The organism is Enterobacter sp. 198 (assembly GCF_009025585.1).
Lineage (GTDB): Bacteria > Pseudomonadota > Gammaproteobacteria > Enterobacterales > Enterobacteriaceae > Enterobacter > Enterobacter ludwigii.
Genome location: NZ_WCIM01000016.1, coordinates 1 through 24617, shown reverse-complemented (window position 1 = coordinate 24617; position 24617 = coordinate 1). Strand labels below are relative to the sequence as shown.

General features: G+C 50.7%; 18 protein-coding genes and 3 pseudogenes. 15 read left to right on the top strand and 6 right to left on the bottom strand.

What is annotated here, in order from left to right; genetic code table 11:
* Positions 1-4: 4 nt before the first annotated feature.
* Together plsC and ftsP are read left to right on the top strand one after the other, a co-directional pair.
* Positions 5-742: a 1-acylglycerol-3-phosphate O-acyltransferase gene (plsC, locus tag F8561_RS07905; RefSeq protein ID WP_020883654.1), complete on the top strand. Its 738-nt coding sequence runs from the start codon at positions 5-7 to the stop codon at positions 740-742.
* Positions 743-801: 59 nt separating this feature from the next.
* Positions 802-2214, top strand: coding sequence for a cell division protein FtsP (ftsP, locus tag F8561_RS07900; protein WP_020883655.1), 1413 nt, complete (start codon positions 802-804; stop codon positions 2212-2214).
* Between the two features lie 33 nt (positions 2215-2247).
* On the opposite strand, the gene F8561_RS07895 is transcribed toward ftsP, so the two are convergent.
* Positions 2248-3723: a TrkH family potassium uptake protein gene (locus F8561_RS07895; protein ID WP_014171619.1), complete on the bottom strand. Its 1476-nt coding sequence runs from the start codon at positions 3721-3723 to the stop codon at positions 2248-2250.
* Positions 3724-3923: 200 nt separating this feature from the next.
* Here F8561_RS07895 and F8561_RS07890 point away from each other — a divergent pair.
* Positions 3924-5099 (top strand): annotated as a pseudogene (locus tag F8561_RS07890) (YgiQ family radical SAM protein); the annotation flags it as partial.
* Positions 5100-5234: 135 nt separating this feature from the next.
* Here F8561_RS07890 and F8561_RS07885 read toward each other — a convergent pair.
* Entirely contained in the window at positions 5235-5870 is a 636-nt protein-coding gene (locus F8561_RS07885) for a hypothetical protein (protein ID WP_023279901.1), read from the bottom strand.
* Positions 5871-6483: 613 nt separating this feature from the next.
* On the opposite strand from F8561_RS07885, the gene F8561_RS07880 reads away from it, so the two are divergent.
* From F8561_RS07880 to F8561_RS07860, 5 genes and pseudogenes are all read left to right on the top strand, one after another.
* Positions 6484-7731 (top strand): tyrosine-type recombinase/integrase, encoded by a 1248-nt coding sequence (locus F8561_RS07880; RefSeq protein ID WP_007897923.1) that lies wholly within the window; start codon positions 6484-6486, stop codon positions 7729-7731.
* Positions 7718-9484 carry a hypothetical protein gene (locus F8561_RS07875; protein ID WP_032607906.1) on the top strand — a complete coding sequence of 589 codons (1767 nt, stop codon included), beginning with the start codon at positions 7718-7720 and terminating at the stop codon, positions 9482-9484. The genes F8561_RS07880 and F8561_RS07875 overlap by 14 nt, the downstream gene beginning before the upstream one ends.
* Entirely contained in the window at positions 9472-11589 is a 2118-nt protein-coding gene (locus tag F8561_RS07870) for a hypothetical protein (RefSeq protein ID WP_017384059.1), read from the top strand. The genes F8561_RS07875 and F8561_RS07870 overlap by 13 nt, the downstream gene beginning before the upstream one ends.
* Positions 11590-11592: 3 nt before the next feature.
* Positions 11593-12021, top strand: coding sequence for a hypothetical protein (locus F8561_RS07865; protein ID WP_017384060.1), 429 nt, complete (start codon positions 11593-11595; stop codon positions 12019-12021).
* A 90-nt stretch (positions 12022-12111) separates the two neighbouring features.
* Positions 12112-12800: pseudogene (locus F8561_RS07860) on the top strand (IS3 family transposase); the annotation flags it as partial.
* A 546-nt stretch (positions 12801-13346) separates the two neighbouring features.
* Here F8561_RS07860 and F8561_RS07855 read toward each other — a convergent pair.
* Together F8561_RS07855 and F8561_RS07850 are read right to left on the bottom strand one after the other, a co-directional pair.
* Entirely contained in the window at positions 13347-13655 is a 309-nt protein-coding gene (locus F8561_RS07855) for an ArsR/SmtB family transcription factor (protein ID WP_032415288.1), read from the bottom strand.
* A gap of 95 nt (positions 13656-13750) precedes the next feature.
* Complete coding sequence (locus F8561_RS07850) at positions 13751-14875, bottom strand: alkene reductase (protein ID WP_023279877.1); 1125 nt, start codon at positions 14873-14875, stop codon at positions 13751-13753.
* 260 nt (positions 14876-15135) lie between these two features.
* Between F8561_RS07850 and F8561_RS07845 the strand changes: the two genes are divergently transcribed.
* From F8561_RS07845 to F8561_RS07825, 5 genes are all read left to right on the top strand, one after another.
* Positions 15136-16068 carry a LysR family transcriptional regulator gene (locus tag F8561_RS07845; protein WP_158002126.1) on the top strand — a complete coding sequence of 311 codons (933 nt, stop codon included), beginning with the start codon at positions 15136-15138 and terminating at the stop codon, positions 16066-16068.
* A gap of 82 nt (positions 16069-16150) precedes the next feature.
* Positions 16151-17026: an MBL fold metallo-hydrolase gene (locus F8561_RS07840; RefSeq protein ID WP_017384065.1), complete on the top strand. Its 876-nt coding sequence runs from the start codon at positions 16151-16153 to the stop codon at positions 17024-17026.
* A gap of 106 nt (positions 17027-17132) precedes the next feature.
* Complete coding sequence (locus F8561_RS07835; protein ID WP_023279882.1) at positions 17133-17984, top strand: DMT family transporter; 852 nt, start codon at positions 17133-17135, stop codon at positions 17982-17984.
* A 75-nt stretch (positions 17985-18059) separates the two neighbouring features.
* Positions 18060-18896, top strand: coding sequence for a helix-turn-helix transcriptional regulator (locus tag F8561_RS07830; RefSeq protein ID WP_023279881.1), 837 nt, complete (start codon positions 18060-18062; stop codon positions 18894-18896).
* 294 nt (positions 18897-19190) lie between these two features.
* Positions 19191-19850: an SDR family oxidoreductase gene (locus tag F8561_RS07825; protein ID WP_007897903.1), complete on the top strand. Its 660-nt coding sequence runs from the start codon at positions 19191-19193 to the stop codon at positions 19848-19850.
* A 41-nt stretch (positions 19851-19891) separates the two neighbouring features.
* Here F8561_RS07825 and F8561_RS07820 read toward each other — a convergent pair.
* Positions 19892-20488: pseudogene (locus tag F8561_RS07820) on the bottom strand (LysR substrate-binding domain-containing protein); the annotation flags it as partial.
* 447 nt (positions 20489-20935) lie between these two features.
* Complete coding sequence (locus tag F8561_RS07815) at positions 20936-21262, bottom strand: four-helix bundle copper-binding protein (protein ID WP_022649401.1); 327 nt, start codon at positions 21260-21262, stop codon at positions 20936-20938.
* 431 nt (positions 21263-21693) lie between these two features.
* Between F8561_RS07815 and F8561_RS07810 the strand changes: the two genes are divergently transcribed.
* Together F8561_RS07810 and F8561_RS07805 are read left to right on the top strand one after the other, a co-directional pair.
* Positions 21694-22827 (top strand): glutathione-independent formaldehyde dehydrogenase, encoded by a 1134-nt coding sequence (locus F8561_RS07810; protein ID WP_022651297.1) that lies wholly within the window; start codon positions 21694-21696, stop codon positions 22825-22827.
* A gap of 515 nt (positions 22828-23342) precedes the next feature.
* Entirely contained in the window at positions 23343-24581 is a 1239-nt protein-coding gene (locus F8561_RS07805) for an IS110 family transposase (RefSeq protein ID WP_012291449.1), read from the top strand.
* The last annotated feature ends 36 nt before the right edge of the window (positions 24582-24617 follow it).

Sequence of the window (24617 nt, the reverse complement as noted above, 5' to 3'; positions counted from 1 at the left end):
CGCTATGCTATTCATTGTTCGTTTAATTCTTACCATTATTTACTGCATTCTGGTCTGTATTTTCGGCTCTATTTATTGCCTGTTCAGTCCGCGCAATCCGAAACATGTCGCCACCTTCGGCCATATGTTCGGCCGCCTTGCGCCACTGTTTGGCCTGAAGGTAGAAAAACGCCTGCCGGAAGGGGCTGAGAACTTCGGTAACGCCATCTTTATCGCTAACCATCAGAACAACTACGATATGGTGACGGCCTCCAACATTGTTCTGCCACCGACCGTGACCGTGGGCAAAAAGAGCCTGCTGTGGATCCCTTTTTTCGGCCAGCTGTACTGGCTGACCGGTAACCTGCTGATTGACCGTAACAACCGCGCGAAAGCGCACAGCACTATTGCTGAAGTGGTTAATCACTTCAAAAAGCGCAGGATCTCAATCTGGATGTTCCCGGAAGGGACGCGCAGCCGTGGTCGTGGCCTGCTGCCGTTCAAAACCGGTGCGTTTCATGCTGCAATTGCGGCAGGTGTTCCAATTATTCCTGTGTGTGTTTCCAATACTTCTAATAAGATTAATCTTAACCGCCTGAATAACGGGCTGGTGATTGTCGAAATGCTGCCGCCGGTGGATACCAGCAAATACGGTAAAGATCAGGTTCGCGAGCTGGCAGCACACTGCCGTGAACTGATGGCTCAGCATATTGCGCTGCTCGACAAAGAAGTCGCAGAGAGAGAAGCCGCCGGTAAGAAGTAAGCCGGCGTTAAAAGGGAAAACGAATTCCCGCGTTGTTAGTCGTTTCAGATGGAGCTTATATGTCATTCAGTCGGCGTCAGTTTATTCAGGCTTCCGGGATCGCCCTTTGTGCGGGTGCGCTGCCGCTGACAGCCAACGCCGCCGGGCAGCAACAGCCGCTGCCCATTCCGCCGTTAATAGAATCCCGTCGCGGGCAGCCGCTTTTCCTGACGCTACAGCGCAGCCACTGGTCCTTTACCCAGGGGACGCGTGCGCCGGTGTGGGGCATTAACGGGCGTTACCTTGGGCCGACCATACGCGTGTGGAATGGCGATGACGTTAAGCTGATCTACAGTAACCGTACGACAGAAAATGTCGCCATGACCATCAGTGGTTTACAGGTGCCTGGCCCGCTGCTTGGCGGCGCGGCGCGCATGATGTCGCCTAACGCTGACTGGGCGCCTGTTCTGCCGATTCGTCAGAGCGCGGCGACGCTCTGGTATCATGCCAATACCCCTAACCGCACGGCCCAGCAGGTGTATAACGGCCTGGCCGGCATGTGGCTGGTGGAAGATGAAATCAGTAAATCCCTGCCAATCCCGAACCACTATGGCGTGGATGATTTTCCGGTCATTATTCAGGACAAACGGCTGGATAATTTCGGCACGCCGGAATACAGCGAGCCGGGCAGCGGTGGCTTCGTTGGCGATACGCTGCTGGTTAACGGCGCGCAAAGTCCGTATGTCGAAGTGTCGCGCGGATGGGTACGTCTGCGTCTGCTGAACGCCTCTAACTCGCGCCGCTACCAGCTGCAAATGAGCGATGGTCGCGCGCTACACGTCATCTCCGGCGACCAGGGCTTTTTACCGGCCCCGGTTTCCGTGAAGCAGCTGGCGCTGTCGCCAGGCGAACGCCGCGAAATCCTTATTGATATGACCAATGGTGATGAGGTGTCGATCACCTGTGGCGAAGCGGCCAGCATTGTGGACCGCATTCGCGGTTTCTTTGAGCCGTCGAGTATTCTGGTCTCCACCCTGGTGCTGACCCTGCGTCCTACCGGCCTGCTGCCGTTGGTGACCGATAGCCTGCCGATGCGCCTGCTTCCGCAGGAGATCATGAGCGGTTCGCCGGTGCGCAGCCGCGATATCAGCCTGGGCGACGACCCGGGGATCAACGGCACGCTGTGGGACGTTAACCGTATCGATATTACCGCGCAGCAGGGTACCTGGGAGCGCTGGACGGTTCGCTCGGACATGCCGCAGTCGTTCCATATCGAAGGGGTGAGTTTCCTGATCCGCAACGTCAATGGCGCGATGCCGTTCCCTGAAGACAGGGGCTGGAAGGATACCGTCTGGGTGGATGGGCAGGTCGAACTGCTGGTCTACTACGGACAGCCTTCGTGGCCGCACTTCCCGTTCCTGTTCCACAGCCAGACGCTGGAGATGATGGACAGGGGATCCGTCGGCCAGATGCTGGTCAACCCGGCACCCTAAACCACGATACGATTCCCGGTTCGCCGGGAATGTTTATGCCCGCCAGAAAAAGCGTGAGCACAGGATCAGCACCGGATAAATTTCCAGACGTCCCATAATCATCGCCGCACACATCAACAGCTTGGCCTCGTCTTTTAACGTCCCGAAGGTCGATGCCGTTTCGCCGAACCCCAGCCCCATATTGTTAATGCAGGCCGCAACGGTGGCAAATGACGTGAACAGATCGTATCCCAGCAGGTTCAGCGCCCAGACGAAAAAGCCCGTTATCATCACGTAGAGAAAAAAGAAGCTCCACACCGAGCGCAGAACGCGTTCATTCACGACGCTTTTGCCGACCTTAATACTCAGCAGCGCGCGCGGATGCGCGAGTTGATTCATCTCCTGAATACACTGCTTAAACATGATGAGAAAACGCAGCGCTTTGATCCCGCCGCAGGTAGAGCCGACGCAGCCGCCAAAAAAGCTGGCGCTCAACAGCAGGAAAATGGTGTGGGGAGGCCAGTGAGCGTAATCGGCCGTCGAAAGACCATTGTCGGTCATCATGGAGCTGGCCAGAAAGAAGGCATGTACCAGGCTGTCGGTGCCGTTGTACATCCCCGCGTGCCACACCTGCCAGGCGGTGATGGCGATAATGACGGTGGCGGCACCGAGAAAGAATTTCACCTCCGGGCTGCGCCGAATCGGTTTCAGCGTGCGGCGCGCGATGACGACATACCAGAGGGTAAAGTTAAACGCGGAAAGCAGTGAAAAAGCCCCGGCGACAAGCTCAATCGCGTGGCTGTCGTAAAACCCGATGCTCTCACTTCGGGTTGAAAACCCACCCAATGAGACGGTGGAAAGCCCGTGACAGACGGCGTCAAAAAAGGGCATGCCCGCCAGCCAGTACGCCAGCGTGCAGACCAGTCCCAGCGCCAGATAGGTTACCCACAGCGTACGCGCGGTATCGGCGAGTCGGGGCGTCAGGCGCTCCTCCTTGAACGGCCCAGGCATTTCCGACTGATATAGCTTCATGCCACCGATACCGAGCAGCGGCAGGACCGCGACGGCCAGTACGATGACCCCTAATCCGCCAATGAAATTGAGCTGAGCGCGGTAATAAAGGTACGACTTCGGCAGGGCACTGACGTCTCCAATCACCGTCGCCCCGGTGGTGGTGATCCCTGAGACCCCTTCAAAGAGCGCATCGGAAAAGGAGAGTTGCAGACCGTCATCCATCCATAACGGCATGGCGCTAATCAATGAAAACAGCAGCCAGAACAGAACGATAATCACGAAACCGTCACGGGTGCGCAGCTGTATACCGGAATGACGTGTTGCCCGCCAGGTGAGTCCACCAAGAGTGAAAAAGGTCAAAAAGGTGGTTAAAAAAGCAAAGTAGGTTCGCTCTTTATTCAGCAGGGCGATAACCATCGGCGGCAGCATGGACAGGCTGTACAGAAGAACCAGAAAACCGCAGAGGTGAAGCACAACCCGCAGCTGGGACACATGTAACGAATCGTTGAACTTCACAAAGAAACTCCGTGCCAGAATGCATCCCGGTAACTGATTACCGCAAGATATAGTGGATATTATGATCCAAAATTAACAGTGCGCTGTATTTTAACGGCTTCCAGGATTTTCTGTTTACTTCTTGCATCCTTTTCTTCAAATCCGGCGGACTAACAGCGTATAATCCCGCTCCTTTTGTCTATTTTTTCTTCGGAAGCACTATGAGCGCAATTTCCCTGATCCAGCCGGATCGTGACCTCTTCTCCTGGCCCCAGTACTGGGCGGCCTGCTTTGGACCGGCACCGTTCCTGCCGATGTCCCGGGAAGAGATGGACCAACTGGGCTGGGACAGCTGCGATATCATTCTGGTGACGGGCGATGCCTATGTCGACCACCCGAGCTTTGGCATGGCTATCTGTGGCCGTATGCTTGAAGCGCAGGGCTTCCGTGTGGGGATCATCGCCCAGCCTGACTGGAACAGCAAAGACGACTTTATGCGTCTGGGGAAACCCAACCTGTTCTTCGGCGTGACCGCAGGCAACATGGACTCGATGATCAACCGCTATACCGCCGACCGTAAGCTGCGTCATGACGATGCCTACACGCCGGATAACGTCGCGGGTAAACGTCCTGACCGCGCGACGCTGGTCTACACCCAACGCTGCAAAGAAGCCTGGAAAGACGTGCCGGTTATCCTGGGCGGCATCGAGGCGAGTTTGCGCCGTACCGCGCACTACGACTACTGGTCAGACACCGTGCGCCGTTCGGTGCTGGTGGATTCCAAAGCCGATATGCTGATTTACGGTAACGGTGAACGTCCGCTGGTGGAAGTGGCGCACCGTCTCTCACAGGGTGAGCCGGTGAGCAGCATCCGCGACGTGCGCAACACCGCGATCATGGTGAAAGAGGCGCTGCCGGGCTGGAGCGGGGTGGATTCCCGTATCATTGATATGCCGGGTAAAATCGACCCGATCCCGCACCCGTACGGCGACGATCTGCCGTGTGCGGATAACAAGCCGGTAGAGCCAAAGAAAGCCGAAACGAAAGCTATCGTTGTTCAGCCGCCGCGCCCGAAACCGTGGGAAAAAACCTACGTGCTGCTGCCTTCCTTTGAGAAGGTCAAAGCCGATAAAGTGCTCTACGCGCATGCGTCCCGTATTTTGCACCACGAAACCAACCCGGGCTGCGCGCGTGCGCTGATGCAAAAGCACGGCGAGCGCTTTATCTGGATCAACCCGCCGGCCATCCCGCTTTCCACCGAAGAGATGGACAGCGTCTTCGCGCTGCCGTACAAACGCGTGCCGCATCCGGCATACGGCGAGAGCCGAATCCCGGCGTATGAGATGATCCGTTTCTCAATAAACATCATGCGCGGCTGCTTCGGCGGCTGCTCCTTTACTCTTGTTTTTATGTATTTAGAGTTAAACTCTACTTTTCTATTTTTAGAATTCAAGCTATTCATCGTAATTGAGAGATATCCTTTTAATGTTCAGCAAGCCTGTTAAAAGCACTTTATCTGAACCGCGTTTTGCCTAAATCCTGCTCAATATATACTCTCCCTGAGTTCTGAAATCCTCAAATTCCCCAATCTTAAAGCATTGATACATAGATGATGTCAGATAATGCGCAATCATCTCACCGCCAATATGGATCCGTTCCGGGTGTGAGTATGTCGCCTGTATAGCCCTTTGTTCATTCATCATTACAGGAATTGTCTGCAACAAATCCCCATCCAGGATTTGGCACTCAGGTTTTACTCCTGTTCCGTATTGTAATTGCTCTGATTCGAAATCATGGACTGAGCGATAGGCGAACGAAACGATATTTCCTGTTTCCTCGCAAATTGCGAACTGATAAACACTGGTTGTCACCGTTGAAGAAGAGGGAATTGCATGGTCATGCTTGTATTGTTTCCACAGCCTCCTTAGACAGGCCGATGTATGATAATTGAGATTTTGTATACCTGATACGACCATTCTGGTTGATGCTTCAAGCAACCAGGTGTTAGAAAATCCACCTGCCCCCGTACCTGCTATGATGGTTCTTAGCTGGGGGATGTAACCTGCTTTGGAAACAAAAGATAACGGCTCCCCATTATCGGTGACGGCAAGGGTATCTGTTACAATCAGTGCTTGTGCTTCGTCTGTATAAAATATCAGTGATGACATATTTTCCTCATCCAGAAAAGACATTACATGAATCACAGAACAGGTCACTACAACCACGTGAAAGGGAGTCAGACCATTTTCCAGAGGTAAATATATTCTTGTGTTTGGACGCGTTGCGGTTCTCTGTAAAAAATATATAGCACAAACAAAAGTCCCCGCAGGGATAAATATAGTTATATGCGCTTTTTCTGCTGGCTTTTACAATTGAAAGTGACAGGTAAACGAAATGTGTTACAGGTTTCTTTTGCTTTTCGTTGGGTTCTGTATATGCGAATTTACCCTGTGTGTTATTTTTGCAATGGACTCAGGCTGTATTCAATCAATTAAGGTTTACTTCTGGCATTAAGATGTATCCGTTGCCTGTTTTTTAAGGGCACGGTTTGTGCCGGGAAATGAAAATCACATCTTAAGTTCTTCACTCAAAGGATTTGTGATGTTTATCACGTATGGTCCGGGTAACGTGTTGAGGTCAATGTATTGCATCGTGATGGTGTCGTTACATCTTTTACTTTCCTCCTGATTTGCATATTCACTCCCGGCAACCTGGTTGTTTGTTTTTTCTTCTTCCGGATTTATAGTGTAGGCATGAGGTGGCGTTTCAGGGCGACAGACTGTGAGGATAATCACTAACATTCATGCGCGTTATGGGCGTGTCAGCAAACTGGATGCAACAGAGCCGAAACTGAAATTTGAACCCGGATTTCTGTATGCTGAAATACCTTATATTAGCGGCATCCAGAATCGAAAACTGAGCCGATATGTACACTTTTATCTTATGGATAAAGCTATCCTGCAGGCCAGGGATTTAAAGCCTTTAGCCCGGGCATTTTTACGCTGGATAAGGTGGCTGGAGGATAACGGACTTGACCCTTTCACCCCGGGAACGTTGAAATACCAAAGCCCTACATATGGCTTCAGGGAGTATCTTCTGGGGGCCGTAAGGCAGGGGCGCATCGCCTCATCCACCGCGGCGGTGTACATCAGCGTTATCCGACGGTTTTACGTATTTCTGGGCAAGTGTGGTGAGCTGGCTGCCAGCTCATTTTTTACGTTGGTCGAAAAAGTCGTTGACGGGCGACGCAAGGTGATAAGTTCGGATCTTGCCATCAGGATAACCAGCACAACAAAAAGGACAATCAACCCACTGAATGATGCAGAGGTTCATATCCTGGATGAGGCACTGAAATCTGAGTCCGGGTTGTTCAGTTTAATGATTGTGCTGATGAAAAATTGTGGGTTACGGCTGGATGAAATGCTGACCCTGCCGTCGTCACTCTTTACTGAAGAGTACCTTGCCAGTGTCCCTGTATCTGAGTTGACCATCAGGGGGCTTCATATTGGTCCGAGATGCGGAGTTCATACGAAGTTTGGGATGACGCGAGAACTCTTCATCACCAGACGATTGTACGAGCAGGTTCTGGATTATCTGGCGGATGAGGAGTATGAAAAGAAGATCCAAAAATGGCGTGCACGACAGGGTGGGGAAGGGCGGCACGAGCCTTTATTTTTAATGGCAAACGGGAAACGGATGTCTGAAAAAGCCTTTTACTCCCGCTGGTACAGTTTTCGCCATCGCCTGGCCCGGTCTGCTCCGGGAAATGTGTTCAGACATAAACCCCATGATTTGCGGGCAACGTTTGCGACCCATTTTTTACGCTCGGCACTGAGTTGCTATCCCGATCAGGCCGCAAATGCGCTGGGTACAGTAAAATACTGGATGGGCCATAAAAGCGAAAATACGACGATGAAATACATCGTCTTTCTTCAGCAAAACCAGATTTCTGATGCAGTCGCCGGGGTCATGGACGCATTGATTGACGGTGCTGCAGGTCGCGATGGAGCCATATATGAGCCGGAGTGAAACGCAGATAACGTGGATGGCCGAAAATGTGCTGTCATGGGAGACGGTCAGCGGACACATCACTCAGCGGGATCTGAACCGATATTATTTACTTGACGTTTATCTTCAGGCTCATTTTTCAGATTATGTGTTGCTCCCCGGATGGTTTAGTGAACATTCGCATCTTGCCCGCCCTGAAAAACGCGATTTTATTGCCTCTCTGAAACGATTTCTTCTGTCTTACCGTCCCGCCGGAAGGTTAACCATTTTCCGTTATCTCAATATGTTTTTTATATGGCAGTCAGTCAATCAGTATGACTATGGCACGGCTGAAGGCGTTGAAATGTATATTAAACATCTCATGAACGATATTCGTCGGCGAAAAATTTCAGTCAGGATGGCAAGACACTACTTGTCCGTGGTCAACCGGTTTTTGCTTACGGGCGGGCAGATTCAGAGGCGGTATGAATATGAATTCTTACCGAAAGGAACGTATCAGCAGCAGGGAAGGGATAGCTATACCAGGAATGAACTTTCCGAGATCCTGAGGCAGTTGTCATCCATGAATGAGTTCCTTGCGGGATGTATCCGGGAGCATATCGCTAAATCGGAAAAAGGGGTGCGGCATTTCTCACCGTCTTTGCTGGCACCTGTTTATGAAGCGTATTTCCGGTATCCGGGAGAGAACGGGGTCAGCAGGGCAGAGATCATCATCAGGGACGTTCTGGAAAATTACTTTCTTACTTCTTTTTTTCTGTTCTGTTACCACACATGGGGAAACACCTCTCAGGTTCTGGGTCTGACGCGGGATGATATACATCTGGATGAAAAGGGTATCAGCACTGATTATGTTTATAAGGGGAGAGCGAATAAGTATATACGTCTGACGATAGGTAAATCGGAGTATGTGACCAAACGTGCGGGCTATTACTGGTTTCTGTCTTTTATCAGGCTCAGGGACGACATCGTTAACTATCTGGTTTCCGCAGATAACTTCCCTCCGGTACAGGCGCTGTTTCTGAGTGAGCCGCAGGTGAAATTCCGTAAGCTTTATTCTCTTAATCCCAGTCATCTGACTAAATTTTCTAACTCTGAGGGGGCGTGGGCCACGATGCGGCAGCTTAATCCCTCGCTTCCATCAATTACCGTTTCTGGCTTGCGCAAAACGTCTGAGCAGTATACGGACAGAACATTAAAGAATGGTCTGATTACGGCGGAAAAAGCACAGCATAACTGGGGCACTTACAGGCGGAATTATGCTGCAGGTAACCCACAGGGGGCGAAGGAAAACTTCAGTGCTGCACTTGATACGCTTATGAATCAGGGGATTGCGACACGTGCGTTATCCGAGCGGGTAAAAGTTGCTGATGAGCTGGGGATCGATCTGCGTGGAAGCGATGAGGGTGTGGATCTTTTATTGAATGGCCTGGGATGTCGATCGCAGGAGCCGCCTACAGATATTGAATTGCGCTTTATAAAAAAGCAAAAACGATTTGGCCGGACACCAAAGGCTTGTGCGGATTTTTCTCATTGTGTCGAATGTTCAAAAAGTTGCGTTGTGGAAACGCTGGAGTCTGTATGGCTCCTGCTGTCATTCAGGCATGCTATCGAGTATGGAAAACCGTTGTACATCGGTTCGGTCAATGCTGTGGAGCGTTATGAAACGTTACTCCTGAAGATTGATTTACGGCTTGGGCTGGTAGATGAGGCGATCCTGAAAAAAGCGCGCGTTAAACTTCAGCGAGAAGGTGTGGCTCCGGTATGGCAGATTTGAAGAAAAAAGAGGTAAGCCGTAGTCGAATGGCGGAGTTTCCTGCCGGAACGCCGCTTCGTTCAGGGGATGAGTTTCCGACTGAGGATATCATCTGTGAGGCACTAGAAAACAAAAGCTTTGAACGTCTGAATAACTGCCTGGTTATCGCCAGCTCAGATGAACATGATATGCGTTTTATCAATGAGGAGACGCTGAATATTTATTTCAGGGATGATGTCTGGACCAATCGCTATGTCAGAACCCATATTGGTGAAACGTTAAGAACCGTTAATTTTTCAGGCATACGGGATCCTGAACTGCGTCTTGAAGCCAAAATCATCTCAGCCAGCCTGCTCTGGATTGTCGGCAGGACCGCGAAGACGCAGTCCCTGATCCGGAAATGTGCAAACATTGTGGCGGGAGCCCGTATTATTGAGTCTATGGGGTATCGCAGTCTGTTTCAGCTTCGTTTTCCGCTTGTCCGGAATGCTTTCATTGTAAAGATGAAGGAGGAGGATGAGCACGGCAGGAAGCGTTCTGAAAGAACATTACGTAATTACTTTATGGACCTGGCGGATATCTCGCTGACAGGTCATACCCGTCTTCGAAAATACGGTTACTTTCCTGATATTAGCTTCGACAGTTACAACAGTGTGGATGATTCAAACCAGACATATTGTATGCCTTTCAGTCTTATGATGTCTGTCTGGGAAGGGCTGATTACTGAACTGGATGCTGAAATCAGTGATTTCGATTTTGACGGGTTTTCCCGGCTGTGCGCTATCATAAACGGTTTTTATGATTCGCCTTACTATACGTCGATGCTGGAAGCCCGTAAAAGAGGGACAGCAAAAAGCATACCGGATTACCGGGCCGCGTATTACTACAATATTGTTGCCGGGGAAATTCGGGCGCTTTTCGCGACACTTGGCCCCGGGATGCAGGGCTGGTTCTCGGTACATAAAAATAAGCGCTGGAGATCTGATTTTATTGGCGTTGATCACATAAAGCTGAACACCTGGCATTTTGAGCTGACGTTAAAAGTCATGAATGTGATACAGGCCATGTCGGGGATGAGACACAGCGAAGTGCTTGGCGTGATGCACGGTTCACTGATTTATGATGGTGATATCCTGGGACTTCGTTCGGTGTTGCATAAGTTCGCCCCGGAAGGTGGAAGTCACGAAGACTGGGTTGTTTGTCGCTATGTGGAAAAGCCTTTTCAGCATTTACGCAGAATTAATCAAATCATGACAGGCCTGGACGGGAAGACGCTGGACAATGTTCCATTGTCTTTAAATATCAGGTCGTGGTTCTCGGAGCAAAAACTCTCTTTTATGGGGACGCAGCGCCAGACTGAGTGGGCAAAGAAATTTGTGAAAAGACACCATCTGTTCATCCGACGTGACCATATTGATGAGTTCAGGCTTTTAAATCCAAACATACGTGATGATGAACGCGTTGCGATGGAGATTCGGGAGGGGGCTTTCTGGCCATTGCGAACCCATCAGTTTCGCCGTTCACTTGCTGTACACCTCAGGCGTCTTGATCTGATTTCTACTAATGATCTTATCCGGCAGTTTAAGCACTTAATCAGAGGCATGACGGAGTGGTATATGTCCGGTGCACTCAACGCTTCGCATTTTAGCCGGGCGATCCCTCAGGCATTCGCTGCCGAGATTGAGAGGGTTGATACCGAACTCTCAGCTTCCAGGGCTGTTTCTTATCAGCATGAAGGCCTGCTTTATGGCGAAGGCGGGAAGTTACTGATGTCCCAGAGAGGTGGGCACTTACATCAGATGACGTTTCCTACACTGAAAAAAGCGATGAGCATGGCTAAACGAGGCGGGCAAAAACTGGTATCTCTTGGAAACGGTTTTTATTGCATGAATGGCCATGACTGCGAGTTTAAGGCGGTTGTTCAGTCAGCGTCCTGCAATCCGGGATGTGAGAACATGCTGGCCGGAGCTGATTCTGTTCCCGTGTGGAAACGCAGGATGGCTCATTATGACAACCTTCTGGAGATTGCCGTGCGAAATAATGCTCCTCAGGCTGACAGGGATTTTCTGATGCTTGAGAGAGATTTTTATGCAGATGCTGTCCGTTTTTTTGAAAAGGATGAATAGAGCATGACGAACGAACAGTCGGGGGTTAAAAAAACACAGGCAAGAGCAGAGCAGGCCCTGAGGGAACTGATGTTATCAGGGGAGCGTATCAGCCAGTATGCTGTGGAAAAACGAGCGGGGCTGGCAAACGGCACCCTGAATTATAACTGTCCTGAGTACAGGCAGGTCAGGGAGGCTATCCGCAGTCTGAAAAAAACGTGCCAGGGCACCGCGCCGGTTGATGAGCAGGGCATTGAGCAGCAGATCAAGCTGAAAGAAAAGTATCGCCGTCAGAGAAATGAGCTGAGGGAAGAAATCAAAAAGATGATGGCTGAAAATGTAGAGCTGTTACATAACCTTATACTTTTACAGCAGTATGTCAGGGAGCTTGAACGCAACACCGGGAGGGAGAAAGGGGACGTCATTCCGTTCTCGGGTGGTGTCAGGGACTGAGGCTATACTGAACGGAAGGACGCGAGGTGAATCGCCACAGGTTTAACAGACACCTCAGAGTCATTTAAGATGACTTAAAGAGAGGTGCCCATGAGCGGTAAGCGTTATCCTGAAGAGTTTAAAATTGAAGCAGTCAAACAGGTTGTTGATCGCGGTTATTCTGTTGCCAGCGTTGCAACGCGTCTCGATATCACCACCCACAGCCTTTACGCCTGGATAAAGAACTACGGTCCGGATTCTTCCACTAATAAAGAACAGTCAGATGCTCAGGCCGAGATCCGCCGTCTTCAGAAAGAGCTGAAGCGGGTTACCGACGAACGGGACATATTAAAAAAAGCCGCGGCGTACTTCGCAAAGCTGTCCGACTGAGGTACGCCTTTATTCGTGACAACACCTATTGCTGGCCTGTTCGCCTGCTCTGTCGGGTGCTGGATGAACATCCCAGTGGTTTTTACGCCTGGCTTCAGCAGCCGCATTCACAACGCCATCAGGCAGACCTGAGACTGACAGGACAGATTAAACAGTTCTGGCTGGAATCGGGATGCGTCTATGGTTATCGCAAAATCCATCTGGATCTGCGGGACAGCGGGCAACAGTGCGGAGTGAACAGAGTCTGGCGACTGATGAAACGTGTCGGGATAAAGGCTCAGGTCGGATACCGGAGCCCGAGGGCATGTAAAGGCGAGGCCAGTATCGTGTCGCCCAACAAGCTCCAGCGACAGTTCAATCCGGATGCTCCGGATGAGCGTTGGGTAATCACAGCGTGGTTTCCTCAAACCCTCGCTGTGAATTAACTGAAATACTTCATTGAAGCTGTAACCAAACAGTTAACTGAAAGAATGAGCCCGCAGAGCATTGCACAGCGATGACACCATTTGTTGAGCTTCACCGTTTTCGCATACAACCGTCCGGAATTTGGAAAAGCACTGTCTTTTTGTACTGACCGATCATGATTAAGTGACACCTCTTCGAAAAAGAGAGCGCGATGAGCGATTAATATATGGCTCGAAAGACAATTATGTTGGGCTTTTATGACCGCTGTCAGAGGTATTATCTTACCCGGACGGCAACAGGGTCGGAATGTCATCAGCGGCACTGTAACAAGCTATCCGCCATCTTAAATATCTGCAGGTCCTTGCACCGAGTATGCACACCAACCGACAGAGTGATTTGACCCAAACTGGTGGATATTTTGCAAAACTATTAGCCTCTTATGACCGGTCTGCAGCCTGATATTGAGGAATTAGTGCGCTTTCATGGAATGCCTGCCGGGATCGCAAGTACGAACCCCCGGTACTGTTACACTGAATGTGCTCAGTCCTGTATCAGATTGTATTTTTCAGCAACTCAAGAACAACCCTTATTTTATCATTGTCACGTTTGTAGTACGTCCAGGGACCGATGCGCTGAGAAGTAACAAGTTGTGCCCGTTGAAGAGCTGAGAGGTAAAGAGAAACGGTAGACTGTGAGAGCCCGACCTTTTCCTGAATGATACTGACACACACACCGAACTCGTCCGCATCAGCATAAGGCTGATGGAAGTGTATTTTCGGTTCCTTGAGCATATGCAGAATTTTTCTTCTAACAGGGTTTCCCAGCGCCTTAATCACGTCATTCAAATCAATATCAGGCATAAACTCTGTCACTTGTCGCATTGAGGAATTGCAATGTTACGATACTTCTCTACGTTAAGCATCAGCTTTTGAAAAGCTGATGCTCATAAGAATGGTTAGCCAAAGGCGGGATAATCTGTGTAGCCTTTTGCCGTTCCACCATACATGGTTGTTGGATCGACCGGATTCAGTGGCCATTCATGATAAAGGCGCTGCGGTAAATCCGGATTAGCTATGAACGGGCGGCCAAATCCGATAATGTCTCCCCAGCCAGCACCGATAATCCGTTCGGCTTTTTCTTGCGTATATCGCCCGGCATACATAATTACACCGCTGAATAACTTACGGACTTCAGCTCTGAATGCTTCAGGCAATTCGGGAGCATCATCCCAGTCGGCTTCAGCAAGAGAAATATAGGCTATTCCGATTTCTTCAAGAATTTTAACGGCTTCGGTATAGGTTTCATGGGGATCATCTTCCACCAGGCCAAGATAGACCCTTACTTCATCCGTGGTCTGAAAGAGCGGAGCAAAACGGACTCCCACACGGTCTTTACCGACCACATCAGCGACAGCCTGCGTCACTTCGCGCAGAAACCGCAGCCGGTTATGTAATGAGCCACCATATTCATCCTCTCTTTTGTTGCTATGGGATGACATGAACTGGTTAACCAGGTATCCATTTGCACAGTGAATTTCCACACCGTCAAAACCGGCATCAAGGGCGTTCTGAGCTGCCCCGGCGTACATCCTGACAATCTCACTAATTTCCTCTTTTTCCAGTGCGCGGGGGCAGGAAGCGGTAGCCAGCGCACCCTCTCCCGGCCCGGTTTCGATGAATACCTTAACGTTTTCCCCTGCCGGTATCGCCGACGGAGCGACAGGCGAGGCGTTACATGGCTGCAGGGAGTTATGGGATACTCTTCCGACATGCCAGAGCTGGGCAAAAATGATGCCTTCTTTTTCATGCACTGCCCGCGTCACTTTCTTCCAGCCTTCCACTTGCCGTGAGCTGTAGATCCCCGGGGTCCACGCATAACCCTGCCCACGAGGTTCGATTTGTGTTCCTTCGGTCACCATAAACCCGGCACTGCTGCGCTGTGCGTAATATTCAGCCATCAGTTCGTTCGGAATATCACCCGGTTGTGAGCTCCGTGAGCGGGTTAAAGGCGGAAGTACAACACGATTCTTCAGGGTGTAGGGACCTAGTCTGGTGGGAGAGAACAGGTTTTTCGTCTTCATTACATATCCTGATATAGCGAATTTTCAATATCACTGAAACGCCATGTCTCAGCATTTACGACCTGGCATGTCGTCGTTCGGCCGATGTAGCCGCAGAACCACGACACTTTATTCCACATATTGAGATTTACCAATATCTAGATTTATAAAAATTATGATCGGATGAGCGGAACGGGGGGGTTGCCTGATGGCTCACAGAATCGGCATCATGAACCTAAATGGTTCTGATAATGTTATCGGAGATCCTGAACGGGAACGGTATGCGTCACGATTTTAATGACTATGTTGCATTCATGGCAGTAGCACAGGAGTGCAGTTTTTCACGGGCTGCTGTCCGCCTCGGGATCTCGGCATCCACGCTTTCACACACGATACGTCGTCTCGAGGAGCGCGTTGGCATGCCGTTACTTATGCGTACAACCAGGCGGGTGGCTGTCACCGAAGCCGGTAAACAATTATTACTGACGCTTGAACCCGGTCTTGCGCGCATTGAAGCGGGCGTGACAGCTCTTCAGAGACTGCGCCATACACCGGCTGGGCTGGTCAGACTTACGGTATCAGATCACATGATTCATGAATGTCTCTGGCCACGATTGTCACCGTTACTAAAAAAATATTCGGATATCAAGGTGGAAATGTCGCAGCAGAACGGTTTTGTCGACATTGTTGAGGGCAATTTTGATGCCGGAGTCCGAATTGGTGATGACATATTAAAGGATATGGTGGCCGTCCGAATCGCACCGGACATACGGTTTGTCGTCATTGGATCGTCCACCTATCTTGCAGAAAGAGGTCTGCCGCTACATCCCTCTCAGCTGGAAAAACATGACTGCATCAATATACGTCTGTCACCCACAGGCCCGCTGTATGGCTGGGAATTTGTCAGGCAGGGGGAGATTGTGAAAAAAGTGGACGGGCAGCTTACTTTTTCAAGCATTTATCCAATGCTTCAGGCAGTAAAAGATGGCTACGGCCTGGCCTACCTGCCGGAGTCTTCTGCCCTGGCGGGGATTGAGGCGGGACACTATTGTCGGGTGCTTGAGGACTGGTCAGAGGCTTTTCCCGCCGACATGATAATTCCAATAATGTCCATTACAGGCTCCGGTAAAGATAATACCGACACCTTACATGAGAAAGGCAAAAGCAATATAACCTGCTGTGCTCCGGATTTTAAGAATGAGCGGTTTACGTAGCAGGATGAGCAGTTCGAACCAGAAATTTCGTTACTATTGCTAAAGTAAAACCTGATGACCTCTAATCGTAACGGAGACCAATATGACTTCACAACTGAACTGGCAGGCCCCGGCTATCAATCGCAAAAAAGTAGGTGACATGACTGTGACCATGCTGAGTGATGGCTATCTGGACGTATCTTTTGAGCTGCTGTCTGGTATTGACGGCTCACGTGCCGAGGATTTACTGCAGAAGCGCGGTGTGCCAGCAGTACCCCGTATTAATATCAACGTCTACGTTATCCAGACGCCTGAGCGAACCATCCTGATTGACAGTGGTGCCGGAGGTATCAATGGCTGGGGCGGTCGGCTTCAGGTAGCCCTGGCCGCGGCAGGCATTGACCCGCTTCAGATTGATACCCTTCTCCTGACTCACGCGCATCCTGACCATATCGGCGGGCTTGCAGGCCCCCTGCAGACTCCCGTTTTCCGCAATGTTCAGCAGTTGTTTGTGCATGAGAAAGAACTCGCTTTCTGGCGTGATGAAACCATTTCCGCTGGCGCGCCTGACGCATTCAAGCCGTTCTTTGAAGTAGCAAGGAACGCCTTCAGCGCTTATGACGACAAACTGGTGCCATTCCGCGAGGAAGCGATTTTACCAGGTATTCAGACTGTACCGCTGTTCGGCCATACACCAGGACATACCGGTTATCTGCTGGGTGATGAAAAAGAGTCGCTGCTCATCTGGGGTGATATTGTTCACTTCCCGCACATTCAGGTTGCTCAGCCTGACGTTACTATCGCGTTCGACAGCGATCCTGCGGCGGCGGCGGCCATCCGTAGCAAAGTGCTTGACCGCGCAGCGAGCGATAACCTGGCTGTCAGTGGTATGCACTTCAACCTGCCTACTACCGGTAAGGTTATCCGTGAAGGTAACAGCTTCGCACTGAATTACGACCTGTGGTCACCCGCAGTCTGATCACCTTCCTTCCCGGTGCACACAATAGTGACCGGGAAGATCCCCTTTCATATCGCCCGACAAGAACCCACCTGCAATACTATGAATATCACTGCCTCACAAAAAAATGGCTCATTACTCTTGCGCCCTGGCTTTTTGTATTCCTCTGGAGTCAGGGTTTGTCGCAGCCAAATTTACCGTGCAGTACAGCGCGCCGTTTCATCTTTTATTCCTGCGTGGCGCATTTTCCTGTCTGGTCCTTCTGCTGCTTACACTGGGGTTCAGGGCCCGTTTTCCGTCCGGCAGAGGAATGGTTCGCAACCTGATTGTCGGACTTTTCCTGCAGAGCTTCTTTCTGGGCGGATGCTTTTATGCCATCCATCGTGGCATGCCGTCAGGCATTGTGGCGCTCATCACCGGCCTGCAGCCGGTACTGACTGCAATACTGGTTTCACTCATGCACCGTCAGTCCCTGCATCCCCGGAAATGGCTGGGTATTGCGATTGGCTTTGCGGGCGTTTTCCTGGTGCTCTCGCCAGGCCAGCATAGTTTTGCACTGGATCCTGTGGCTTTTGGGTCGGTCATGCTGGGGTTATTTGGCGTAACGATCGGAGCGCTTTATCAGCGCCGTGCTCAGGGAGATGGACATATCTTTGCGAACACGTTTTTACAGTACGTCACTTTGACAATATCGATGGGTGCAATTAGCCTGATGTTCGAATCTGCTCCGACGCAGTGGAGCTTATCATTTGCGCTGGGTCTGGGCTGGCTGGTTATTGGCGTATCGGTTCTGGCGATTATGTTGCTGATTTTTATGATACGAAGCGGTGAAGCAACCAAAGTCGCTACTTACTTTTACCTGGTTCCCATTCTCACGGCAGCTGAAGCGTGGTTGCTGTTTGGAGAGGCCATTACATTGCCCATGCTTGTGGGTATGGCAATAACTATAATCGGCCTGATTTTTGTCATCCGGGAATAGACAACCGCACGCGTCGCTGTATGCTTTTGTATATGGCGACGTATAATAGCGGTCAAAGTCAAATTCCGGATGAATATGCAAACAGTCAGCTTTTCCGATTCTCCCGTTGATGATCTCCTCGCTGAGCTTCTTACCCTGGCACGCTCCCGTTTTCCACTTCCCTGCGATTGCCTTCGCGCAGAACAGACGCATCAGGTAAAGAAGTTCGAGGTGGAAGGTGCGACCCTTTCCTTCCCGCTGGAAGGAGAATTCCGGTATCGTGAAAATGAGAAATGGCACCGGGTGATCCCGGGCGAGATTATGGTCGTCCCGAATGCCCGTAGCATCGATATAGAATATGCCCCTTCAGAACAAAGTGGTGAGTTTGTTGCCCTGAGCGTGGTGCTCGCGGAGGAACAGCTTGAAGCAGCCAGGCTGTTACTTGCCGCACCACCACCACAGGACACCGGCAGCATCGCAGCCATTTCCGTATCAGCTCTTCTTTCACCCCTTAACCGCTGGACAGCCGCAATGCGGGAAGGGAAGCGTCCGCTTTCCCTGCACGCCATGGTTGAAGTGGTGCTCTGGCTTTATGGCATGGGATACCATGCTTTGCTGCGAGCCCGGCAGCCAAGTCTGGCCATGAAAATCCGTCAGATGGTAGCGGACAAACCGGCTCATCCCTGGAGTGCTGCTGAAATTGAAGATCTGACGGGACTCAGTGGCCCCACGCTTCGGCGCCACCTGGCCAGTGAGTCAACCAGCTTACGCTCAGTTATCGCCGATGCACGTATCGCGGAGGCTCTCCGCCTGCTGATGACATCGACGCTGCCGGTAAAAACGGTCGCGGGGCGGGTGGGTTACAATTCACTATCGAGCTTCAGCAAGCAGTTTTCTGAACGCTATGGAATCGAACCTTCAGGGTTCCGCTGACTTCAGTTCGTTCAAGGTACACATTGCGTCCCTCGCACTTCAGTAACTTGCGTGGATCTTTCGAATATAACGGAAGATATTGGCCGGCATTGCGTGTAACCGGTTCAGGAGTTCTCATCGTGACGGGAGAGCTAAATCGGTACGGCTGTTGTTCTCAGCTATAAGAACAACTGAGTATCTGACCAGCTGTCTGGTGCTGGCAGCAGCATGCAGTGCAATCGGTCAGGCTCAAAGGAACTGACCTGATGTCAGGTTATAATTTCGGACACATCATAACCCCAGAAGGAGACAACTGTGGTTCATGTTTTCATTATCGGTGGTGCAGGCAAAATCGGCCAGCGTCTGTGCAGGATCCTTTCAGGTAGGGGGCATGCTGTTCGTGCCCTCTACCGTAAGCCAGAGCAGCAGGCATTGCTAGGCGAGCTGGGTGCTGAGCCCGTCAGTGGGAGCCTGACAGAGCTGGATGCAGCTGCGCTGGCGATGCACTTTGCAGGTAGTGATACAGTGGTGTTTACTGCCGGTGCCGGCGGTAAGGGGGGACAGGAGATGACCAATGCGGTCGACGGCGAAGGGCTGAAAAAGTCGGTAGCTGCCGCCCTCAGTGCCGGTGTGTCTCGCTTTCTGCTCGTTTCTGCATTCCCGGAGTCCGCACGGGGAGAAACCACTTCTGAATCATTCGAAAATTATATGCGTGTTAAAAAAATGGCCGATGTGGAACTAGCACAAAGCGAGCTTGACTGGGTGATCCTGCGCCCCGGCGCGCTGCAGGATAAGACTGGTACGGGTTATGTACGTGCCGGCCTGGCCATCCCGTATGGTAACGTGCCCCGTGATGACGTGGCGGCTACGCTGGCTGAACTCATTGAGCAACCTGCCGTCAGCCGCGTCATCATTGAGCTGACGTCTGGCGATGCTCCTGTCCGTGAAGCCATACAGAAGCTGGCGGGCCGATAAAAGGCAGCGCACGTACCAGCAGGCTGCAGGCCCCCAGGCGTTTACAATAAACTTTCCAGCCAGTCGGTAAACGCCCGTACTTTTCGGGAGAGATGGCGGTGCGGATACAGAAGTTACAGTTTGCGATTCGGGGACGTATTATCTGGCAGAACCTCTACCAACAGCCCGCGATCGAGATAAGGCTGCAAAAAAATATTCATGCCCTGTAGTATTCCCAGCCCCGCCAGGCCTGCTGCAATGTAGGCTTCTGAGTTATCCACGACAAGCCTGCCTGGAAGTTCAATTTCGGTGGAGCCCTCTGACGTCCCGAATGTCCAGGGCATAACTTGTCTGTTGCTGCTGTTAATCCAGTTGACGGCCTGATGCTGCTGCAACTCGTCCATTGTTTCCGGGGTGCCGTGTTGATCAAGATACGCAGGACTGGCGCAGGTCGTCATTTTAACGGTTCCCACCTCCTTTGCGATATAGTCGCCATCGTCCAGCTCCCCCACCCTCAGTATGCAGTCCAGGCCATCATGCAGCATATTCCGTCGGCGGTCTGAGCTGCTCAGGATAATTTCAATTCCGGGATGCTGGCGATAAAAATCAGGCAGGTTGGGTATAACAAGTAAAGCCGCAAACGCGACAGGCATATCTATGAGCGAATAGCGGGCGTCAAAATGATAGCGACAGGAAAGTTCTGCCATATTAAACATAACAACCCTTGGGCGCACCGCCGCAGGCGCCCTCAGCACGTTTCTGCGGCCTCCCGCCTGTTTCCGGCACCTTTCAAACGCCCCTGATGATTTCTGCGCGTCTGCATGGCTATGCAGTGAGATCTGCTCTCCACCGATTAGTGCATGCAGATTTTGGAAACGTCCAATTCTGGCACGAAGCGGTCACCCCGGCGGGGTGCAGTCCGCTGTCAGCGAAAACGGACATTGAGCCAATCAAATAATCTGTGCCAGAATTTGTCATTGAGGCTAGTACTTTCGAGTAGATCTATTTCCCGCCCGTACTCTTAAACTCATCTATCTCATCCTTCTACGACTTATTACCGGGAATATAAAACCCCGCCGAAGCGGGTTTGGTAATTTGAGTTTTTCTCAGGCGGCCATCTTTCTGCATTGTTCGGCGCAGTGATGACAAGCGCTTGAGCAATCCTGACAATGGTCATGTTCATGCTTTCCACACTCGTCACCGCACTTCTGACAAACATCAGCGCAAAGACGGCAAAGATCCTGGGCAGACCCGCTATTTAGTGTCATGAATTGAGCTGCAAGACGGCAGATATTTGCACACTGCATATCCAGTTTTATGCACTCGCGCATCATCTCCAGATTCTCTTCGTCGAGACACGAAGCCGCACAGTTATCACATGCCGTTGCACATAGATAACAGGCTTCGATGCATTTTTTGTATTCGTCTAACATAATTTCTCCTTAGCTAAGGTTACGTATTAAGCATGGAAGAGATAACTGATTATTCAAATTTTGAATTAGTTAATTACCTTTTCAGCATTTCATATCATTGATTCAAAGTGCATCTCTAGGGTTACCTAATTCACCTATGTCTACTTCTGGCACAATGCAGAAATGAGATAGATTTACTTTATCCGCTTCTCGCTCAAAGCTGTCCGTAATCCCTTGCCTGCTTAAAAAAACCGGATTAACGTGTGATGTTTTTACGTTTTCCAGGCAGCCTTCATCGGTAAGTACCTGTCTTACAGACTTCAATGCACTTAGTTAAGAAACATCCTAATCGTCCTTTCGCCGATCGCGAGATCTGTTATGGCAGCTAAACTCGATTGATACCCCAATCCGCGGGGCAGCATTTCCTTTCCGCACGCAAGAAGGAGAAGATCATGAAAGCAGTAATTTACAACGGTCCTTATGATGTAAAAGTAAAAGACGTACCGGATGCGAAAATTGTCCGCCCCACGGATGTACTCGTCCGCATCACCACCACCAACATTTGTGGGTCGGACTTGCACATGTATGAGGGCCGGACCAGCTTTGAACAGGGACGGATTCTGGGTCACGAAAACCTGGGTGAAGTGGTCGAAATTGGCTCAGGCGTTGAACGTATTAAGGTGGGCGACTATGTTTGTCTGCCGTTTAACGTGGGATGTGGTTTTTGCGAAAACTGTGAAAAAGGTCTGACCGGCTTTTGTCTCACTACCAATCCGGGTACGGCAGGCGCAGCTTATGGTTTTGCTGAAATGGGTCCCTGGGAGGGAGGTCAGGCGGAACTTCTTCGGGTGCCATTTGCCGACTTTAACTGCCTTGTTCTTCCCCCTGATGCGGCAGAAAAAGAAGATGATTATGTGATGCTCTCTGACATTTTTCCTACCGGCTGGCATGCAACAGAACTTGCCGGATTGAAGCCTGGTGAAAGCGTGGCCATTTATGGCGCGGGGCCGGTCGGTTTGATGGCAGCTCATTCGGCGATCATTAAAGGTGCTTCACAGGTGTTTGTGGTTGATACGCACACAGACCGGTTGGCTCTGGCTGAAAAAATGGGGGCGACGGGCATCAATGCTACTGGCGATGAAGCTGTACAAAAAATTCTCGACCTGACGGATGGACGCGGTACGGATTGTGGCTGCGAATGTGTTGGCTATCAGTGCTGTAACAAACATGGCCATGAAGATAACTCTGTTACCATGAACAGTCTTGTTGCGTCGACGAAAGCAACCGGGGGAATTGGTGTGGTTGGCGTCTTTATTCCTCAGGATCCGGGGGCTGAATCGGAGCTTGCCAGAGAGGGTAAGATGCCATTTGATTTTGGGAGTTTCTGGTTTAAAGGACAGGCAATCCGTACCGGCCAGGCGAACGTTAAGGCCTATAACCGTCAGCTGTCTCGCCTCATCCATCACGATAAAGCCAGTCCGGGCAAAATAATTTCTCATCGTCTTTCGCTTGAAGAGGCTCCTGCCGGATATAAGCACTTCGATGAGCGGGATGAAGGATGGACGAAGGTTATCCTTAAGCCTTAAATAGAGTTATCCGGTATGAGAAAGCAAAAACCGGGAAAGAATGTATGACTTTTGACAGGGTGCAATAAAATATCCTGTCAGGGCGTTATTATTCATACTTTCAGCTGCCAGGCGCTTCCATATCCAGACTTGTTCCCTGATTTTGCCGACGAGATAGCAAAATTAATACATTCAGGAGGAGGCATCTGCGGTTGATCTGTTCCGTATTTATTAACGCCCTGTGCTGTAAGTATTGTCTGCCTCTACCACATAGCAGACATGTGCGCAGGAACGGTCCGCTATGAGCGAAATATAGTCATTCGCACCCTGAGAATTACACTTTGAAGTGATTCAGGGTATGCGCTTACTGGTTACGAATATTGAGCGAGAATCATGCGATGATCGCCGCTTTTCTTTCGAGCCAGTAGGTGCTCCACGTTCGCTAACGAATACTCAGGGCATGCAGATAACTGCTGGCTATATTTCTTTCGAAGAGCGTGGAATGCATACCAATCCCCGATAAAAAGGAGTTGGTGATGACTGAGACTAATCAATTTGCTGCGCACGTTGGTCTGGACTGGGCAGATAAAAAGCACGATGTCTGTGTTCAGTTTAAAAACGGTGAACGCACATTCCATGTGATTGAACATACGCCGGAAGCGCTTGATGTCTGGCTTACCGAGTTACACCAGAAGGTAAAAGGCAGGATCGCTATCGCCGTTGAGCTGAAGAAAGGTCCCGTGGTGTATGCTCTTCAGAAATATCCATTTATCACCGTTTTCCCCGTCCACGCTTTGTCTCTGGCTCGTTACCGGCAAGCCTTCTCGCCCAGCGGTGCTAAAGATGACCCGCAGGATGCCGAGCTGGCATTAGAGTTAATGCTGCGTTATCCCCAAAAGATAAAAGCCATTGAACCCGACAATGCCGATATCCGGTTACTCCAGCAACTGGTTGAGCAGCGTCGTCAGTTGGTTGAAGATAAGCGCCGTTTTGTGAACCGGCTAATCAACACACTCAAACAGTATTATCCTCAGCCCCTGGAGTGGTTCTCACATCGGGGTAGCTTGCTATTGTGTGAACTGATTATGCGATGGCCCAGTCTGCAACAACTAAAACGAGCCAGGCGAGACACGATCCGCAACTTTCTCAATGCCAAAGGTGGCCGCGCAATGGCCCTTACCGAGCAGCGTGTTGTGAGTATTGATAACGCCATTCCGTTGACGACAGACCCGAGTGTTATAGAGGCTAATGCTTTGATGGCAACAGCACTGGCGACACAAATTAAAGTCGTGAGTGAAATCATCAAAACCTATGACGAACGAATCGAAACGCTGTTTGACACATTGCCAGATTCGGGGCTGTTCAAATCACTTCCGGGCATGGGGCCGTGTTTGGGACCACGAATGCTTGCTGCACTTGGTGATAACCGTGACCGGTTTAACAGCGCTGAAGAAATTCAAAACTACGCAGGTATTGCACCGGTGACAGAACGAAGTGGCCAGAAATCCTGGGTTCACTGGCGATGGCAGTGTGCCAAGTTCGTCCGGCAAACCTTTGTTGAATGGGCTGCCAAGACGGTTAACTCATCATACTGGGCCAGACTTTATTATCGGGGACTGCGAGAAAAAGGAAAATCTCACCAGTCTGCAATCCGGGCTCTGGCCTTCAAATGGATAAGGATCATTTACCGCTGCTGGAAGACCAAGACCCAGTACGATGAAGCGAAGTATTTGCTGGCACTGGAAGCGCGAAAGTCGCCCTTACTGAAGCCATAAAAAAGCTTGTCGAATGTCTCAGGGCGTGAAGCGGAC

Excerpts from the sequence above, each read along its gene's own strand:
- plsC (WP_020883654.1), top strand. The coding sequence starts at position 5 with ATGCTATTCATTGTTCGTTTAATTCTTACCATTATTTACTGCATTCTG.
- ftsP (WP_020883655.1), top strand. The coding sequence starts at position 802 with ATGTCATTCAGTCGGCGTCAGTTTATTCAGGCTTCCGGGATCGCCCTT.
- F8561_RS07885 (WP_023279901.1), bottom strand. The coding sequence starts at position 5,870 with ATGTCATCACTGATATTTTATACAGACGAAGCACAAGCACTGATTGTA.
- F8561_RS07875 (WP_032607906.1), top strand. The coding sequence starts at position 7,718 with ATGAGCCGGAGTGAAACGCAGATAACGTGGATGGCCGAAAATGTGCTG.
- F8561_RS07870 (WP_017384059.1), top strand. The coding sequence starts at position 9,472 with ATGGCAGATTTGAAGAAAAAAGAGGTAAGCCGTAGTCGAATGGCGGAG.
- F8561_RS07865 (WP_017384060.1), top strand. The coding sequence starts at position 11,593 with ATGACGAACGAACAGTCGGGGGTTAAAAAAACACAGGCAAGAGCAGAG.
- F8561_RS07855 (WP_032415288.1), bottom strand. The coding sequence starts at position 13,655 with ATGCCTGATATTGATTTGAATGACGTGATTAAGGCGCTGGGAAACCCT.
- F8561_RS07850 (WP_023279877.1), bottom strand. The coding sequence starts at position 14,875 with ATGAAGACGAAAAACCTGTTCTCTCCCACCAGACTAGGTCCCTACACC.
- F8561_RS07845 (WP_158002126.1), top strand. The coding sequence starts at position 15,136 with ATGCGTCACGATTTTAATGACTATGTTGCATTCATGGCAGTAGCACAG.
- F8561_RS07840 (WP_017384065.1), top strand. The coding sequence starts at position 16,151 with ATGACTTCACAACTGAACTGGCAGGCCCCGGCTATCAATCGCAAAAAA.
- F8561_RS07835 (WP_023279882.1), top strand. The coding sequence starts at position 17,133 with ATGGCTCATTACTCTTGCGCCCTGGCTTTTTGTATTCCTCTGGAGTCA.
- F8561_RS07830 (WP_023279881.1), top strand. The coding sequence starts at position 18,060 with ATGCAAACAGTCAGCTTTTCCGATTCTCCCGTTGATGATCTCCTCGCT.
- F8561_RS07815 (WP_022649401.1), bottom strand. The coding sequence starts at position 21,262 with ATGTTAGACGAATACAAAAAATGCATCGAAGCCTGTTATCTATGTGCA.
- F8561_RS07810 (WP_022651297.1), top strand. The coding sequence starts at position 21,694 with ATGAAAGCAGTAATTTACAACGGTCCTTATGATGTAAAAGTAAAAGAC.
- F8561_RS07805 (WP_012291449.1), top strand. The coding sequence starts at position 23,343 with ATGACTGAGACTAATCAATTTGCTGCGCACGTTGGTCTGGACTGGGCA.